General features: G+C 46.3%; 16 protein-coding genes. 13 read left to right on the top strand and 3 right to left on the bottom strand.

The window, feature by feature from the left end:
• The coding region (locus FN815_RS12595; RefSeq protein WP_142454992.1) for an IS110 family transposase at positions 1-314 on the bottom strand (314 nt) is incomplete at its 3' end.
• Positions 315-929: 615 nt separating this feature from the next.
• On the opposite strand from FN815_RS12595, the gene FN815_RS12590 reads away from it, so the two are divergent.
• The 10 genes from FN815_RS12590 to FN815_RS12545 all read left to right on the top strand — a co-directional run bounded on the left by FN815_RS12590 (position 930) and on the right by FN815_RS12545 (position 12053).
• Positions 930-1433, top strand: a complete 504-nt coding sequence (locus tag FN815_RS12590) for a ClbS/DfsB family four-helix bundle protein (protein WP_142454991.1) — start codon at positions 930-932, stop codon at positions 1431-1433.
• A 106-nt stretch (positions 1434-1539) separates the two neighbouring features.
• Positions 1540-3867 carry a TonB-dependent receptor gene (locus FN815_RS12585; protein WP_142454990.1) on the top strand — a complete coding sequence of 776 codons (2328 nt, stop codon included), beginning with the start codon at positions 1540-1542 and terminating at the stop codon, positions 3865-3867.
• A 12-nt stretch (positions 3868-3879) separates the two neighbouring features.
• The gene (locus FN815_RS12580; RefSeq protein WP_142454989.1) at positions 3880-4662 is read left to right on the top strand and encodes a tetratricopeptide repeat protein; all 783 of its coding nucleotides are present in this window, start codon (positions 3880-3882) and stop codon (positions 4660-4662) included.
• On the top strand, positions 4655-5491 hold the full coding sequence (locus FN815_RS12575) for a CPBP family intramembrane glutamic endopeptidase (RefSeq protein WP_142454988.1): 837 nt from the start codon (positions 4655-4657) through the stop codon (positions 5489-5491). The genes FN815_RS12580 and FN815_RS12575 overlap by 8 nt, the downstream gene beginning before the upstream one ends.
• A gap of 15 nt (positions 5492-5506) precedes the next feature.
• A complete protein-coding gene (locus FN815_RS12570) occupies positions 5507-6577 on the top strand; it encodes a sensor histidine kinase (RefSeq protein WP_185957286.1) in 1071 nt (356 codons plus the stop codon).
• A gap of 5 nt (positions 6578-6582) precedes the next feature.
• Positions 6583-7332: a LytR/AlgR family response regulator transcription factor gene (locus tag FN815_RS12565; RefSeq protein ID WP_142454986.1), complete on the top strand. Its 750-nt coding sequence runs from the start codon at positions 6583-6585 to the stop codon at positions 7330-7332.
• A 121-nt stretch (positions 7333-7453) separates the two neighbouring features.
• The gene (locus tag FN815_RS12560) at positions 7454-9316 is read left to right on the top strand and encodes a 2-oxoacid:acceptor oxidoreductase subunit alpha (RefSeq protein ID WP_142454985.1); all 1863 of its coding nucleotides are present in this window, start codon (positions 7454-7456) and stop codon (positions 9314-9316) included.
• Between the two features lie 12 nt (positions 9317-9328).
• A complete protein-coding gene (locus tag FN815_RS12555; RefSeq protein WP_142454984.1) occupies positions 9329-10405 on the top strand; it encodes a 2-oxoacid:ferredoxin oxidoreductase subunit beta in 1077 nt (358 codons plus the stop codon).
• An 87-nt stretch (positions 10406-10492) separates the two neighbouring features.
• Complete coding sequence (locus FN815_RS12550; protein ID WP_142454983.1) at positions 10493-11449, top strand: calcium/sodium antiporter; 957 nt, start codon at positions 10493-10495, stop codon at positions 11447-11449.
• 112 nt (positions 11450-11561) lie between these two features.
• The gene (locus FN815_RS12545; protein WP_142454982.1) at positions 11562-12053 is read left to right on the top strand and encodes a DUF4199 domain-containing protein; all 492 of its coding nucleotides are present in this window, start codon (positions 11562-11564) and stop codon (positions 12051-12053) included.
• 60 nt (positions 12054-12113) lie between these two features.
• On the opposite strand, the gene FN815_RS12540 is transcribed toward FN815_RS12545, so the two are convergent.
• Positions 12114-13187: a hypothetical protein gene (locus FN815_RS12540; protein ID WP_142454981.1), complete on the bottom strand. Its 1074-nt coding sequence runs from the start codon at positions 13185-13187 to the stop codon at positions 12114-12116.
• 255 nt (positions 13188-13442) lie between these two features.
• On the opposite strand from FN815_RS12540, the gene rsgA reads away from it, so the two are divergent.
• Both rsgA and FN815_RS12530 read left to right on the top strand, forming a co-directional pair.
• Positions 13443-14438 (top strand): ribosome small subunit-dependent GTPase A, encoded by a 996-nt coding sequence (rsgA, locus tag FN815_RS12535; RefSeq protein WP_246075277.1) that lies wholly within the window; start codon positions 13443-13445, stop codon positions 14436-14438.
• Between the two features lie 2 nt (positions 14439-14440).
• The gene (locus FN815_RS12530; protein WP_142454979.1) at positions 14441-15217 is read left to right on the top strand and encodes an SDR family oxidoreductase; all 777 of its coding nucleotides are present in this window, start codon (positions 14441-14443) and stop codon (positions 15215-15217) included.
• Between the two features lie 78 nt (positions 15218-15295).
• On the opposite strand, the gene FN815_RS12525 is transcribed toward FN815_RS12530, so the two are convergent.
• Complete coding sequence (locus FN815_RS12525) at positions 15296-15541, bottom strand: endonuclease domain-containing protein (RefSeq protein ID WP_142454978.1); 246 nt, start codon at positions 15539-15541, stop codon at positions 15296-15298.
• 339 nt (positions 15542-15880) lie between these two features.
• Here FN815_RS12525 and FN815_RS12520 point away from each other — a divergent pair, with 339 nt between their 5' ends.
• Entirely contained in the window at positions 15881-18250 is a 2370-nt protein-coding gene (locus FN815_RS12520) for a TonB-dependent receptor (RefSeq protein WP_142454977.1), read from the top strand.
• Positions 18251-18301: the final 51 nt, after the last annotated feature.

Here is an 18301-nt window from a genome sequence, read left to right as displayed (position 1 = left end):
CGCAGCCCCCGCGATTGCATGTAGCGTTTGGCCTGGCTCGGCAATACCACACTCAGGTGCACATCCGGGACCTGCTCCTGCAGGTAGAGGGCAAGCCCCTCATAATACACCCCGGTCGCTTCCATCGTCACCCGAATAGCAGTAGTCCCTTTGGCGTGTCGCCGCAGCCAGCCCAAAAAGGCTTTATGAGCTCCCGGACGGTTCGCAAACTCTTTGCGCGCGCATACCTGGTGGCTTTGTTGGTTCAAATTATAGCCTACAAGGCATACGCTGAAAGTATCTTTGCTTATATCTGCACCGAAACTGTACATCATGGCAAGAATATAGTATTAATGGTTCGTGGGGACTTCTAAGGTGGGATCGGGTTCTGACGCGTCCGCCTTGTCTCATGAATGGACGATATTGTCTTTGTGATCGGTGCAAAAACAACTCTGTAGGTACTGTTGAGGCTCAACGGCAGAAAAACCAGCCTGGATATACCTGACGAAGTGCATCTGCCTGCAGGCAGTGCGTAGACCAATACGGAAGGTACCAGGCTGGCTCGATTCCAATAAAACAGGCAGAGAGTAAAGATCAAAAGCTACTTATACAACCTTTTGCCTGTTGGTAAATGTTACTCCCTCTAACATATGAGACCACTTCTTGCTTAGCTGAGCGGCCTGCTTTATCGTGCGGTACAAGTGATTAAAACGGTTGTTTCTATGGTAGTGGTCGGACGAGTTTCTTCTCTTTTTACGCTCCATACTTCATCCGACGACTCCAGCTCGTCTGACGATTGTATCTTTTACGGTTTAAGAAAACTGTTTGTAGAACCTCAAAATGAAAAACCTTCTACTATCCTCCCGCGGGCAGATCTTCACAATAAATACACCTCTTATAATTAATGTGGTAGCAGAGGTCATCGTCCCCTTTAACGCAATCCTCCGCTTATGGCACGTCCCAAATCCAAAGAAGAGTTAAAACTCCAAAGCACCGAAAATTACTTTAAACTGATTGAGTTTGTTGAGCAGCTTGAGCAAGAAGATCAACAGGCAGAATTTCCCGAGGGATACCTGAACCGAAACATCAGTGATGTGCTCTGTCATCTGCACCAATGGCATCTAATGATGCTGGAATGGTACCGCACCGGCATGAAAGGGGAAAAACCGGATATGCCCGCCAAAGGCTATACCTGGAAAACCCTCCCCGACCTTAACCGTGAAATTTGGGAACAATACCGGGATACCCCGTTGGATGAGGCTAAAAGTATGTTACACAGTTCGTTTGCTGATCTCCAATATATCATCGACAAACACACCGATGAAGAATTGTTTGAAAAGAAACGATATCCCTGGACCGGATCAACTTCTTTGGGGGCTTACCTTATTTCAGCTACTTCCAGCCATTACGACTGGGCTCTCAAACTGATAAAGAAGTGCCTGAAAAACCGCTAACTGGTTAGCCGCCTCCATTCATCGACTTATATCCCCATTCATCGAACAGCGCATGGCCTTTTGTGTTCGCTCCATTATTCTTGGGGTGAACACAAAACCATGAGCTATGACCTTAGAGAATCATCTTAAACAAAACGAGCGGCCAGCAGATCATCATGCCGAGTCATTAAAGCCTGATTCCTGCAGCTTCTGCTCAAGCAATATTCTTCTAAAATGGCTGCTTTTCTTTTTGTTTTTTGGGTTGATGAGCTACTGCTTTGGTCAATCCTCCCAACAGGCAACCATCCAAGGAACCGTATCAGGTCAAGATGGCAAGCCCCTGGAATTTGTTCATGTCTATATAAAGGAGGGCAGCGCCGGAACCGTAACCAATAATAGCGGAGAATTCATCCTAAAAACAAAACAAACAGGCGCTGTTACTTTGGCGGTCTCCCTTCTTGGATTCAGGAATTATACCGAGCAACTTAACCTGGAGGCCGGAGAGCACTATGACCGCAGCATCACTCTGAAAGAAGCCCTCCTGGATTTGGGGAATGCTCAAATTACCGCCAGCGCATTTACCACTGGAGATGTGGAAAGTGTAACCCTCTCTCCCATTGAAGTGGTAACCACACCCGGTGCCGCCGCCGATGTATTCCGGGCTTTTCAAACCTTTCCGGGCGTATCTTCTGTTAATGAAGGCTCCGGTTTGTTTGTGCGTGGGGGTGATGTCTCCGAAACAAAAATCCTGCTGGATCAGGCCACAGTCATTCATCCTTATAAATATGAAACGCCCACCGGCGGCATCTTTGGCACCATCCCTCCTTTTCTCGTGTCGGGAACCTTCTTTTCAACCGGTGGCTTTCCGGCCCGATATGGGAATGCCTTGTCCGGCGTGTTATCGATGCAATCTTTGGGAATGCCTGAACAAAATACCATAGATCTGAATCTCGGACTGGCGGCCGCTTCCGCACAGGTATCTACCGAGCTTATCCCTGGGAAATTAGGAGTGAATATGTCGGGGAATCAAAGCTTCACCAAAACCATGTTTGAGCTGAACGGACAAGCCAACCAGTTTCACAAAGCACCCTCTTCTACTGATTTTAATATAAATGCCGTATACAAACCGTCTGCTGCCTCTACCATCAAGGCTTTCACCTATCTCACCAAAAACCAGGTAGGCGTAACGGTTGATGAGCCTTCGTACCAGGGAAATTATACCGGGGATGAATCCAATCAGCTCTATAACATGCAATGGTCGTATTTATTTGATGAAAGCAGCTGGCTGATGAAAAACAGTTTTTCCCTTAACCGATTCTCCAGTACTTCGGCCATGGGCGTGCTGGATATGACCGAGAAGGATGAAACCTATAAATTCCGTTCCGACTGGGAGCGCCCTTTGTCCGATATGCTGAAACTGTATACTGGCGGAGAAGCCGTGCATCAGAAAAACATTTTTACCGGTCGGGTACCGCAAGATGAAGAAATACTGGGACCGGATGCCTCCTTTTATCAACTGGATGAAAATTATGGCTCCACACGCTTAGCAGGCTATACCGAACTTGATATCCAGCCCGGCTATCGCTGGCTTATTAATATGGGCATTCGAACCGATTACTATGACCTTTCTGAATCGCTAACCGCCGATCCGCGGCTTACCGTACAGTATCAATTGAATAAACGCACCAATGTTCGGGTATCTACAGGTTTGTATCATCAGTATCCGCAGCCATATCAATTTAATACGCAGACAGGCAATCCTGAGCTGGGTCCTCAGCAAGCCGTCCATTACATTCTTGGCTTTGAGCATGAAAACGATTTACTGCACTTTCGTGCGGAAGCCTATTATAAGGACTACGACCAGTTGGTTATTGAGGATGAAGAACGGCAACTCACCAACCGGGGATACGGTGATGCCCGGGGAGTAGATCTTTTTCTACGATATTCCCGCTTTTTGCAAAGCCGCTTTAACGGCTGGATTTCTTACAGTTTCCTGCAATCCGAACGATACCAGCCCCGACAAACGGAATCATCCATGGTTTTTGAATCTACCCTGTCTGACTTTGACATCACCCATAACCTGAATGTGGTAGGTAAATTCCGAATAGTTGACATGATATACGGCGGACTCAATTATCAATATGCCACCGGCCGGCCTTTTACCCCGGTGGTGGATGCCTATCAACCATCCGGCCAAAATTATTACCTGCCTGTTGAAGGACCTGTAAACTCAAAGAGACTCCCTGATTTTCACCGGCTCGACCTCAACCTGAGTTACTATCTTCCCCTACCCAAGCAGCAATCAATTACCTTTTATGTATCCGTTTCCAATGTTTTGAATTACAAGAATATCAATGACTACACTTACAATAACGACTATTCTAACCGATCGCCGGTGTACAGCAACTACAACCGATTTTTCTACGCCGGCGTAACCGCTAACCTCAACCTCTAAATCACCAGTCCTATGAAGACGCTATCCTACTTTTTCGTATTTCTTATGATGATCTTTGCTCCCGGAAACCTGCTGGCCCAAGATTCCACAGCCACGGAAAGGGATCAATTCCTGGAGCTCAAGCAAGAACTCAATACAGCCATTGATGCCTCCAACCGTCAAGAAGTGGCGCGCATTGGCTATGCCATGGAACCCTTCTTTGATCACTCGGATTTGAAGAAATATGCCCGCTATTATGCAGGTTATGCCTGGTATCGGATGTACAACCTACCTGCCGAAGACGGCAGCGAACCCGATGAGAAGTTCCTGGACCGAAGCATCAACCATCTGGAAAAAGCCGTGGACATTGATCCCGATTTTGCCGAAGCCTATGCCCTTTTGGGAAGCACTTTTGGCATGAAAGCCACCGGCATGTTTTCCGGGATGAGATATGGCCCAAAGTCCCAATCCGCCACAGATAAAGCCAAAGAGCTGTCGCCTGAAAATCCCCGGGTGTACATGATTGAAGGCACCGGGAATATTTATAAGCCCTCCATGTTTGGCGGTGGCCTCGATAACGCCATGACTTCTCTGCAGAAAGCAGCCGAATTATTCCGCACTTTTGAACCCCAAAACGAACTGGCTCCCGACTGGGGACACGCCGAAGTGTATGCCTGGATCGGTCAGGTTTATGCCAAGCAGGAAAACTATCAGCAAGCAAAAGAAGCCTATGAACAAGCCCTCCAAGTGGACTCCGATTATGGCTGGGTGAAATATCAGTTACTTCCAAGCGTACAACAACAGCTTAATGAATAAACGCACCCGAGCAATTGCCGAAGTTACCACTGTTTATATTCTTGTGGGAGCACTTTACTGGAGCTCCCGCTATTTTCCCGACTTGCTGAGCTGGCAACAGGAAACCTTTGGCAGGAATATAATCGTGACCTTCACCGGAATGATCCTCTTCCCTGCAGCTTTCATGTATTTTCCTTCCAATACATCAAAAACAGAGAATGCGTCCGGCTCCTTATTTAAGAGGGCGCTGGAAACAGGCGGCCGGTCTCTGAGCGTAATGATGCCAGTCACCTTTCTATCCTTCCCGGTAGTTCAATTGCTGGGATTCAGTTTCTACAGCTGGCCGGGTGCTCTCATCATCGCCGGATGGCATTTTGTTGCTATCCCTGCCCTATGCTGGCTTTTCAGAGATCAAACCGCTTCGGCTAACCGGCTTCCGTCCCGGCGATGGCTGGGCATTATTCTGCTCACATTTGCAGCAGGCATTCCCATTACCGCGGGCCTTCATGCCCTTCACCCCAAAGCTGCGCAGATATTTATTGCACTCCTGTTTATCGGTCAGGCCGAGGAATTTCTATTTCGCGGCTACATCCAAACCCGCCTCAACCAGGTTCTTGATACACGCTGGTCCATCTTTGGCTTTTCCTTCGGCTGGGGGCTTATCACCGCCTCCCTTTTATTTGAGTTGATACACGTGATTGCCGCCCAAAGTGGCTGGCCGTGGGCCTGGGGGTTCTGGACATTTGCAGGCGGTTTATGTTTTGGGGTGATACGCGAGAAAGGCGGCACCTTTGTGGCATCGGGGCTGGTGCATGGCATCATTATGATATTTCCGGTACTTTTTTCATAAATCATGGATTCTGATATGCAAACGGCAGCTATTTCTGAAAAACCACAGGTCACTAAAAAGGGACTGCTCCTCACAGCCTTTTTCTGGGCCGTCTTTACCTTGCTTAGCGCCGGACTCCTGACTTATTCCAACCAGGTCCCTTTTATTTATTCACTGTTGGGCACCATGCTGAATACCTCCATTATGCTGTTATACATGGTATGTGTCTGGTTTCTGCTGGTGCGTAAGTTGCACGAAAGCAGCTGGTTAGTCAAACTTTTATTACACGGCGTCACCTCCATCCTGTTTACTGTGGCGTGGTATTATTCCTACCTTTTTATGTTTGATCTGATCTTCGGCTTGCAGTATCTCGGCAGTGAATTCCAGGATAATCAGGCTTGGATTATGTTCAGCACCTTTATTGAATACGTAGTGGTATTTGCCGTCATTCATGTCATCGAATCCTTGAAAACAGTTAACCGCAAAGACCAACAGGCAGCCGAACTCAAGGAGTTATCCCGAAAACAGGAAATTGCTACGCTGAAAGCACAAATCAACCCTCATTTTTTGTTTAATACCCTGAATAGCATCAATGCCTCAGTCACGGCACAACCTCATCAAGCACGGGAGATGATTACCCGGTTATCTGATATGCTCCGTTATTCGCTGGACAGTTTTGATAAATCTCAGGTTCCTTTATCTGAAGAAATCACTTTCATCAAAACCTATCTTGAATTGGAGAAAACACGCCTTGGTGATCGCCTAAAAGTGGCATTTAATATTGATGATACCGTCAAACAGTTTTCCATTCCTCCCATGATCTGCCAGCCTTTGGTTGAAAATGCCGTGAAGCATGGTATTGCCCCGTTGGAGGAAGGTGGCGAAATCCACATCATTATAAAAGAAAAGGAAGATGCCGTTTATTTTACTGTAGCAGATACCGGGAAGGGGCTACAAAAAGACGCCGTGCCCAAAGACCATGCCGGCATAGGGCTTAAAAACACCAATGAGATGCTGGTTAAGAGATTCGGCCCGGAAGCATCACTTAAGATTGAACCAAACCATCCGAAAGGAACCAAAGTATCGTTCAAAATCCCCACAAGCTAATTTCTATGAGTACACTGAAAGCAGTTATTGTTGACGATGAAGAACCCGGGCGGGCGGTTGTTGAGGAATACCTGGAAGATATAGATCAGGTAGAAATTGTAGCCTCTTTCGGAGCCCCGTCCAAAGCTGTGGATTATCTTAACAGTAACCCGGCGGACTTACTTTTTCTGGATATCCAAATGCCCGGAATGGATGGATTCGAACTTCTGGACCAACTGGATAACATCCCGCAGGTTATCTTTTCTACTGCTCACGATGCCTACGCACTCCGCGCCTTTGAAGTAAATGCCATCGATTACCTGCTAAAACCTTACACCCAGCAGCGTTTCAACGAAGCCCTGCAGCGGGTCTTGAACAAGCAGGAATCCAAAGAGCAGGAACAGGAACGTATTCAGTCCATCATTCAACAATATAAACAGCCGAATTCCTACCCCGACCGCCTTTTTGTACGTGTTGGCGTTAAAATTATTCCCATAGCCGTGGATGATATTATTTGGATACAGGCTGAGGGCGACTACTCCAAGATTCACACTAAAAACGGCGCTCATCTTTGCAGTACGGGTCTGGGAAATCTGGAAGACAAACTCGATCCCGAATTATTCCAGCGCTCGCACCGCTCGTACCTTTTGGCCATCAAGGAATTGCAGAATTTGCAGAGTGATGGTGGCGGTGGCTTTATAGCTGAGATGAGCGACGGTGCCGAAGTAAAAGTTAGCCGTTCCCATGCCGACGATATCAAAAAACTGATTGTGTAAATTGCAGTATTTTCCCTCACTATAATGTGATAATAAGTTGAGAACCGAAAATTTTACACCTACTTTTAAGGTCTAAATTGAATTACCTGTTTGCAGACCTAACTCATAAAGTAGTAATCCTATGGACGCAAAGGACATTGTCCGTGAAAAAGTCACCATTCGTTTTGCCGGCGATTCCGGTGACGGCATGCAACTCACCGGCTCGCTCTTCACTAACACCACGGCCCTTGAAGGCAACGATCTGAGAACCCTTCCCGAATTTCCCGCCGAAATCCGAGCCCCAGCTGGTACGGTCCCCGGCGTTTCCTCTTTTCAGTTGAATTTTGGAAGTACCGAGATCATGACGCCCGGTGATAATTGCGACGTACTGGTAGCCATGAACGCTGCCGCACTGAAAGCCAACCTGGGTATGCTGAAAAAAGACGGTGTGATCATTGCCAACACCTCCGGTTTTGACAAAAAGAATCTGAACCTGGCCAAGTACGGCGAAGAAAATAATCCCCTGGAAGATGGCACCCTTAGCGATCATCAGGTTATTGAGGTGGATATCACCAAGCTTACCAAAGAAAGCCTGAAAGATTCTGATTTAGGCTACAAAGAGATAGAGCGATCCAAGAACATGTTTGTGCTGGGATTGCTGTATTGGATGTACAACCGGCCCCTGGATTCTACTATCGAGTTTTTGGAAAAGAAATTTAAGAACAAGCCGGATATTGCGGAAGGCAACATCAAGGTGCTGAAAGAAGGCTTTAACTACGGGGAAACCACCGAAGTTTTCACCGATAAGTACACGGTTAGAAAAGCCCCTATTGCAAAAGGCGAATACCGAAGCGTGACTGGAAATAAAGCTACCGTGCTGGGTCTGGTTTCTGCCGCCCGGCAAAGTAACTTGCCGCTATTTTTCGGTTCCTACCCTATCACTCCCGCTTCTGATATTTTGCACGAATTATCACAACTTAAAAATTTTGGGGTGATGACCTTCCAGGCTGAAGACGAGATTGCAGCCGTTTCATCGGCTATTGGGGCTGCTTTTGGAGGAAGTTTAGGTATCACCAGTTCTTCCGGTCCCGGCATCGCCCTCAAAGGTGAAGCCATCGGGCTGGCTACCATGCTAGAGCTGCCATTGGTAATCTTGAATGTGCAGCGCGCCGGACCTTCAACGGGAATGCCCACCAAAAACGAGCAGGCTGATTTAATGCAGGCGCTTTATGGCCGTAACGGGGAAAGCCCGATTGCCGTGATTGCCCCCGGTACTCCCTCTGACTGTTTTGACGCAGCTTTTGAAGCCTGCCGCATTGCACTGGAGCACATGGTGCCGGTGATCTTGCTATCAGACGGCTACCTGGCCAACGGTACCGAGCCCTGGCGTTTTCCCCAGCAGGAAGATTTAAAAAAAATCACCGTAAACTTTGAACCAGTACGCACCGGAGAAGAAACCGACAAGTTTTTACCTTACAAACGGGATGAGCGATATGTACGCTCCTGGGCTATTCCCGGAACAGCCGGTATTGAACACCGCGTAGGTGGACTTGAAAAGCAAGACCTGACCGGTGACGTTTCTTACGATCCGGAAAACCACCAGAAGATGACGAAGCTGCGTCAGGCAAAGGTAGATGCCATCGCCGAATTCATCCCCGAGCAAAAGGTTGACAGCGGTAAGGAAACCGGTGATGCATTGGTTATCGGCTGGGGTTCTACTTACGGAAGTATCCGAACCGCCGTGCGTGAGCTCATAGAGGAAGGCATGGATATTTCGCATGCGCATCTGAAATACCTGAATCCCTTCCCCAAAAACTTGGGCGAATTAATGGAAGGCTTTGAGCATGTATTGGTCCCTGAAGTAAATAACGGGCAACTGGTAAAATTGCTGCGCGACAAATACTTCATCCCGGCCAAAGGCATCAATAAAATTACTGGCCGGCCTTTCTTTGTGGATGAGCTGAAGCAAAACATCCACGACGCCCTTTCTTCAACGAATTCCTAATTGAGTAGTACTATGTTATTAAAAACACGCATCGACGAACATACCGCCAAAGGCAACGGAAATTCGGGAACCGAGGAATATTCCGGTAAGGATTTTTCCTCTGATCAGGACGTACGATGGTGCCCCGGTTGTGGTGATTATACCATCCTGAAACAGGTTCAAAATGCTATGCCCGAGATTGGTGTAGACAAAAAAGACATTGTCTTTATTTCAGGTATTGGCTGTGCTGCCCGCTTTCCGTATTACATGGATACCTTTGGAATGCATTCTATCCACGGGCGCGCTCCCGCTATTGCTACCGGTCTAAAAACAACAAGACCGGAACTTAGCGTTTGGATTATTACCGGCGACGGAGATTCACTTTCCATCGGGGCTAACCACTTTGTACAGTTGTTGCGCCGCAATGTGAATGTGAACTTGTTGCTATTCAATAATCAGATTTACGGACTTACCAAAGGACAGTATTCTCCCACCGCACCGGAAGGCTCGGTATCAAAATCTACTCCTTATGGTTCTATTGATCACCCCTTCAACCCGCTTTCTCTTAGCTTAGGAGCAGATGGCACGTTCATCGCCCGGGCTATGGATCGGGATCCGCGGCATCTGCAAAAAATGCTGCAAAGAACGCACGCTCACCAGGGAGCTTCCATGCTGGAAATCTATCAAAACTGTATCGTTTTTAATGATGGTGCTTTTGAATTGTTCACCGATAAGAAATCCCGTCCTCGGGAAGCTATTTACCTGGAACAAGACGAACCGTTAATCTTCGGAAAAGAAAATGACCGGGGTATTTGGCTGGATGGCCTAACTCCCAGAATCGTGAATCTGGAAGAAGATGGCGTTAGCAAAGACGATCTCTGGATTCATGATGAGCAGGATAAAACCAAAGCCTACCTCCTGTCCCGTTTCTTTGATCAGCCGCGTGCCGGTAACGACCACATGCCCCGCCCTTTTGGCGTGTTGTATGCGGAAGAACGTCCTACTTATGATGACGGCGTAAACGCTCAAATGGATGAGGTTATCGAGCGTAAGGGCGAAGGTAATCTGGATGAATTATTGCGAGGCCCTGAAACCTGGCGTGTAGATTAAATCAGGCAGTATCATTATTGTTACCAATCGATTTGGTTATTATTTTGATGCGTACGTAATCTGCTGATCCACACATTCATCACTTATATGATCACTCCTATTCTTTGGCTTGTATTGGGACTTGTACTGCTCATTAAAGGAGCCGACTGGCTTGTTGACGGTGCTTCTGCCCTGGCAAAAAAATACAATGTTTCAGATTTAGCGATCGGTCTTACCATTGTGGCCTTTGGGACCTCTGCACCGGAATTGGTGGTAAACGTGATGGGGAGTATACAGGGGCATCACGAAATTGTTTTCGCAAATGTGATCGGCAGTAACAACTTCAACCTGCTCGTTATTCTCGGCATTTCGGGTATGATTACTCCTCTTGTGGTACAATCCAGTACAGTATGGAAAGAAATCCCTCTCTCCTTTTTTGCGGCCCTGTTGCTATTCATTGTAGCCAATGACTTTTGGACTCCGGATTCCTTCACTTTGACCAGATTAGACGGAGCCCTCTTCCTGATCCTGTTTTGCGGTTTCCTTTACTATGTATACACACAGCTATCGGGAGATTCCGTGGAGATTTCCACTCCTGAAAAACAATATTCCCAGCTAAAAATTTGGAGCTTTATAGTTCTCGGGCTTGTCGGCTTGGTTTTCGGTGGGCGCCTTGTTGTAAATAATGCCATTGAGATAGCTACCCAAATGGGAGTAAGCGAAAAAATTATAGGATTGACCATTATTGCGGCCGGCACCTCCTTGCCAGAACTGGCCACTTCCATCGTAGCCGCTTTACGGAAAAATGCAGATATAGCCGTTGGAAATATCATCGGCTCCAATATCTTCAACATTTTCCTGATTTTGGGAATCAGTTCCGTAGTCAGTCCCATCCACTTTAACCCCTCTTTTAACAATGAGTTGTTTTTATTGGCGGCAGGCACCCTGCTCCTGTTCTCTGGCATGTTTACCGGGCAGAAGAAAAAATTAGACCGATGGGAAGCCGGAGTACTTTTATTGATATTTGTGGCCTACACCTGGATGCTTATTTCTTCAGAACTTTAAAGGTACTTCCTAAACGCCCGTTTGTAATATTTGTCAAAGATCGAAAAAGCTAAGCCCTTATTTTCAGAAATATGTATAATCCCACATAACTAACCTCTTGGGGGATAATGCTATGAACAAGTATAAAACTGAATTGAAATGGGGTTTAATTTTCGCCGGTTCAACCTTAATATGGATGCTGTTGGAACGGGTTACCGGTTTACACGATGAGCATATTTCGCAACACATGCTCTACACCAATTTATTCGCTATTGTAGCCATAACACTCTACGTACTGGCTTTGCGGGATAAGCGAGAAAATGATTTGGGCGGGGATATGACTTACAAGCAAGGGTTTATTTCCGGCTTGATTATTACTGTGATCGTTACGGTTTTAAGTCCTCTTACCCAGTATCTTTCTGCCACATTTATAGCCCCAGACTACTTCCAAAATATGATAGAATTTTCTGTGCAGGAAGGATATATGGCTGAGGAGGATGCCTCAAATTATTTCAGCCTCTCCAATTATGTTAAACAAAGCATCATCGGTGCTTTTGTATTGGGAGTACTAACCTCAGCCATTGTCGCATTTTTCACCAAATCCAACGCTCCTTCAAAAGGCTAAAGCAGTGTATGAAAACGGAGTACCCAAGACCTCTATCATTCAGGTCTTTGTGGTGATTATTTAAAATCTTATCTCACCAATTACTTCCACACGGCTGAAATCAGTAGGATTAAATTCTGTGCGGGATTCTCGGTGACTATAATCCAAAATTATTTTGGAGCGATTAGGAAATACATAGGCAATCCCGATTACACTTTCACGAACCACCCAACGGTTTTGGTCTAAATTTGTAAGCTCTTCCGTACGGGCATTTATATGAATCGGTAAATCTGCCAGTGGCTGAAATTCCGTAAAAATGCTCCAGCCCTGTAATTCATAGGCTTGTTGGGCTGGATTGACGAAATTGGCCTCCTGATCACCTACCGATTGGAACCCCTGCAAAACCATATTTGCCCGTACTGATTCATATGTAAGAGCAGAGCCCAAAAGATTAAACTCAGGATTACTGGTACTATTCCCCTTTCCAAAAGCACCGAAAACATTAACCTGAAAACCAGGTACGATGTTATGAGCGGGCCTTAAACTAAGCCGGCCTTCCACCAATTTGTTATTGTTTACCTCTATAGCTGAATATCCGCCTCCGTTATACACCCCGATGGCAAAACTTCCATACTTACTGTCGTTTGAACTTAAACCGGGCGCATCCAGACTTTCACCAAAACCCGTTTCAAAAGCAAGGCCATAATCCGCTGAACTCAGGATGTCATTTTGATCCATAAACATGCTTTTTTGGGAACGATAGTCATTAACATCCTGCTCAAAACTGATCCAGGGCCGGCTTGTTACTCCACCAGAAATGAGCGGTTCGTTGAACAGCCCGGTACTGGGTAAATCATATTCCACGTACGCATATTTAAGGCGAAGTTCGATATCTCCCAGCCCGTCTCCTTCCTCATCAATCGTCACATCCTGGGTAATCCTGACGTTTATCTTATCCGTCAAACTGCTTCTGAAATTGACATATCCCCGCTTAATAGTAAATTGATTATGAAATGAGTCACCTGTCATATCGTGCTCGAAAGACAGAAACATCACTCCATCAACCCGAAACTTTTCGCTTATGTTTTGAGCATCGACTGCTGTGCATAGCAAAGACGTGAAAACCGCCATCACTACTATAGTGAGCTTCTTCATTTGTTACCTGTATTCGATTTTTAAAGTGTGCTGATATTATTTGTTTGAAGCTACAGCATTATTATTTCTTTTTCCTGCAATAAGTTAAAGCTTTACAATAAATTTATATCATCCCCGTGGACAGTAGTAATGCATCAATCCATGGTTTTGGTTACCATTGGGTTTCACATTCAAATAGCCTCATAAAGAATGACCTTAAAAGATCTCGGATTTAATAAATCTGCTCAAAAGCTTATTTCGTTAGAAAGAGAGGGTATGAAGGTAGGCAGAGTGATAGTAGAGCATAAAGAACGATATCTCATCCAAACACCTGAAAACATTTATCAGGCTGAAATCACCGGTAAACTTCGGTATTCAGCAGAATCACGGGCTGACCTACCTGCAGTAGGTGACTGGGTCACTTTTTCTGTTTTTGATGATAATGCGGCTATCATTATTGAAGTGATGCCCCGTTATTCCACGCTTGAACGTCAGGCTGTGAACAAGTTTGGGGAAAAACAGATTATTGCCACCAATGTAGATATTGCTTTTATCATGCAAGCTGTGGACCATGATTTTAATTTGAATCGACTGGAACGATATATTGCTATCTGCAAAAGTTCATACATACGCCCGGTAATCATACTAAGCAAAACGGATCTCATTGGACAAGAAAAAGTAACCGCAATCATAGAATCGATACACAAAAGAATCTCCAATGTATCCGTTTATCCTATCAGTAATGAAACCTATACAGGTTACGAAGAGCTGAAAGAAACGATCACTGCAGGAAACACTTATTGTATTCTTGGTTCTTCAGGAGTAGGGAAATCCTCCCTCGCCAATAATCTGCTAAACGTTCCAAAATTAAAAGTGAATGCCATTAGCAACAGTACCAGCAAAGGCAAGCATACCACCACACATCGTGAATTGATGATTCTTCCCGAAGGTGGAGTTCTCATCGATACGCCGGGTATGCGTGAACTTGGTATAGCCGGTGATTCCGATAGTATAGACCGTACATTTGACCAGATTTCTATACTTGCGCGGAACTGTAAATTCAAAGATTGTACGCATACCGAAGAACCGGATTGTGCCGTACTTGAAGCCCTGGAATCCGGTGGGCTTGATCAATCCACTTATGAAAACTATCATAAGCTGAAACGGGAACAAGCACACTTTTCAAGTACCGTGGCCGAACGAAGGGCTAAAGACAAGAAGCTTGGAAAGCTGTACAAACGTATCAAAGAAGAGAAAGATAAACGAAGATAATCATGGACTTAAATATTACCGACCAACGTTTTGTAGTATGCGGAGCATCCAGCGGATTTGGGGAAGCCATTGCCCGTCAACTTTTAATTGAGGGTGCCCACGTGGTATTGGTAGCAAGACGGGGAAATCTTTTGCAGGAAAAATTTGGGCATTTTGAGGATCAAATTGAAATCATTGGAGGCAGCCTGATTTACAATGAAACACTCGACGCTATTGAAAAAGCTGTGAAGCAAAAAGATACCCACGGCATTGTCTTCAACGCCGGAGGTCCACCCACAGGTACCCCGCTCCAAACCGACATGAAAGACTGGGATTCGGCCTGGCAGCTGGTGATGCGATGGAAAGTAGATTTGGCCCTGCGGGTCGCCCCGCTGCTCAGGGATAAAGAATATGGCAGAATGCTGTTTGTTGAAAGCCAATCGGTGAAACAACCCCTGCCTGCCTTAACGCTCAGCAACAGCTTCCGCGCCGGTATTGTTGGCTTTGCCAAATCACTGGCACTGGAAATTGCCCCGGATGGGGTTACGGTGAACGTGCTGGCCCCCGGCTCGCATGAAACACCTGCTATTGAGCGGGTCATCAAAAATAACAGCGAATCTAAGGATATAAGCTACGATGAGGCTAAAAAAGAAATGGAGAAACAGGTGCCGGTAGGACGGATGGGCACTGCTGAGGAATTTGCTTCGCTGGCCAGCTGGCTACTCTCTCCGCATGCAGGCTACGTAACCGGCCAAACCATCAGCCACGATGGCGGTAATATTAAAGGGCTTTTTGGGTGATAAGTGGGGTCTAATCCACCACTTCCCACTCTCTGTATTATAGCAGAGCTAAATCCGGTCTCTTAGTCTATCACTTTCTTATGTTAAAGGATGATCATGCGAGCTGCCATCAACTTCGATAATTAGCTTTAATTCTTTACACATAAAATCAGCTACGTAATCTAAAACAGGTCGCTGGCGGTTGAACGTGTATCCTCTGTGCTGACGATTTTTTAGGGCGTACTTCCAGAGGCAGGCTTCTGCCTTTGTCATTCGCTGGCGAAGGCTTTTAGCTACTGGTTTTAGTTTTTTGTTGTAGTAATGATAAGATGGATCTTTTTGCATTGGTACCCCGATGTTTTTTTAGATTGTAGTGATTTGCGGTGATAAAAGCAGTTTTGGCCTTGTCACCACTTCCCTCTCTCTGGATTGTAGCAGAGCTAAATCCGGTCTCTCTCCAAAGAGAGATAAATTCTTTCCGAAATAACATATGTCAACCTAAGTCTACAATTTAGCCAGAGCCAAAAACCTGTGTCCCTCAAGGAGGGACCGGAAAATCAATTTATTGATTTTGCAGGGAGGAGAGTCACAATAACATTTCCAGATTCCTCCGGAACGTAACACCGCTACCCTCATGTTGTTCACCCCAAGCTAAACAAACTTAATTATACCGGATTTCCTAACGTGGGCTCTACCAAACTATTCATCATTTTCTCTTTCTGTATTTTCACCTCCCCTATTTTTGCTCAATCCACCGGCACTATCACCGGGCGGGTAACCGATGCCAAAACAGGTGAACCCTTAATAGGCGCCACCGTTGTTTTGGAAGGAACGGAACTGGGAGATGCCACCAACCCGGATGGTCGCTTTACTATTGACGACATCCCCACCAAAACCTATAATGTAAAAGCTTCTTATGTGGGATTTGTTACCCAAACCCGCTTTAACGTGGTGGTGCGTTCAGAAGGCAATATCGACCTTAATTTTGAGCTGGAGGAACAAGTTAGTGAGTTGGACGACGTGACTATCACACCAAACCCCTTTGCCAAATCACAGGAATCTCCCATATCCATTCAAAAATTCAGCCAGGAAGAAATCACTTCTTATCCCGGCGGCAATAACGACATTGCCAAAGTGGTACAATCACTGCCCGGAGTTTCCGGATCGGTGGGCGGTTTTCGCAACGATGTGATCATTCGCGGCGGAGCACCCAATGAGAATGTGTATTACCTGGACGGTGTGCCTATCCCTAACATCAATCACTTCTCAACCCAGGGTAGTGCAGGTGGACCGGTGAGTTTGCTCAACGTATCTTTTTTTGAGGGCGTATCGCTTACCGCCAGCTCTTTTGGTGCCCAGTATGAAAACGTGCTCTCTGGCGTATTGCAGTTCAATCAGCGTACCGGCAATGATCGCGAGTTCGTCGGGAACCTGCGCCTGAGTTCCAGCGAAGCTGCTTTAACCGTAGAAGGTCCGCTTTTTAAGGGGAATGATACCGAAGCAAAAACTACCTACATCGCTTCCGTCCGCCGTTCCTATTTACAGCTCCTGTTCCAGGTTATCGGCCTGCCCTTTTTACCGGATTACTGGGATTATCAATACAAAATTAATCACCGCTTTGACAAGTACAACACCCTCTACATTACCGGCATCGGTTCTATCGATGATCTGGCTATCAACGATATGGACGATCTCGATCCCGAGCAGGAGGCTACCCAAAACCAAATTCCCGTGATCCGCCAAAACAGCAACACAGTAGGTATTGGCTGGAGACGTCAGTTTCAAGACAACAGCGGCTTCATGGAAACCGTGGTGAGCAACAATACGCTGGGCAATTTCTTTTACCGGTACGATGATAATGTAAATGAAACGGGCTTATTCCTGGAAAATGAATCCCGCGAAACGGAAACCCATCTGCGCTATCGCCTCACCAAATTTATCGACAACTGGACTGCTACCGGCGGATTTCAACTCATCAACTCCGACTATTACAATTCGACCCGGGATTTCATCAACAATCGCAGTTTTCGAAGTGATATCAACTTTTTCCGCTATGGACTGTTTGGACAGGCTTCCGCCGATTTCTTGCAAAACCGGCTTTCATTCACAATGGGCCTCCGCGCCGATGGAAATACCTTCACCGAAACCGGCAATGAACTGTGGCGAACCCTCAGCCCACGCGTGGGACTTGCTTACGATTTAACGCCAGATCAAAAATGGACGGTTAATGGTTCGGTAGGCCGCTATTACAAAATTCTGCCCTATACAACCCTTGGTTTCCAGGATAATGTGGGCAATTTCCCCAATAAGGACACGGAATATATCCGAAGTGATCATGCCGTGGTGGGACTGGAATACTTGTTGAACGAGCGCGCCCGTATCTCTGCCGAGGGCTTTTTCAAGTGGTATGATGATTACCCCATTTCTACCACCGACAGTGTTTCCCTCGCCAACAAAGGCGGCGATTTTGAAGTGTTTGGGAGCGAGCCGGTAATCAGTGCGGGGCAAGGGCGTACCTATGGATTGGAATTGTTGTACCAGCAAAAATTCACGGGTAAGTTTTATGGCGTAGCGGCTTTCACTTTTTATAAAAGTGAATTCACCAACTTGCGCGATGCTGAGTACAAGCCAGCCGTTTGGGATAATGGCGTATTGGTTTCGCTGTTGGGCGGCTACAAATTTGGCAACAACTGGGAAGTAAGCGGACGCTATCGTTTTCTTGGAAAAGCACCTTACGCGCCGGTTGATCAGGATAAAACAGAAGAAAACTACCCAGCCGTGTTCCGCGATTTTGATCGCCTTGGCACCGTTCGCCTCGATCCTCTCAGTCAGCTGGATATTCGAATTGATAAAAAATTCAACTTCGATAACCTGAGCCTGGACGTATTCCTCGAAGTACAAAATGCCCTGGCCCAGGAAGGCCCCTCTGAGCCCCGTTATGGTTTAGAGCGAAATGAAAGCGGAGAAATCATCACCCCAAGAAAACTGGTACAGGTAAGCGATAGTGATGACGGCCAGGTGTTGCCTTCTTTTGGCATCGTACTCAATTTCTAAAAAAGCTTCGCTTTGCCTCGATAATTTTATAGACTATGCCCATAATTATTC

Source organism: Gracilimonas mengyeensis, assembly GCF_900182705.1.
In the GTDB taxonomy this organism is placed as follows: domain Bacteria; phylum Bacteroidota; class Rhodothermia; order Balneolales; family Balneolaceae; genus Gracilimonas; species Gracilimonas mengyeensis.
This window is presented reverse-complemented; position numbering and strand designations above follow the sequence as displayed.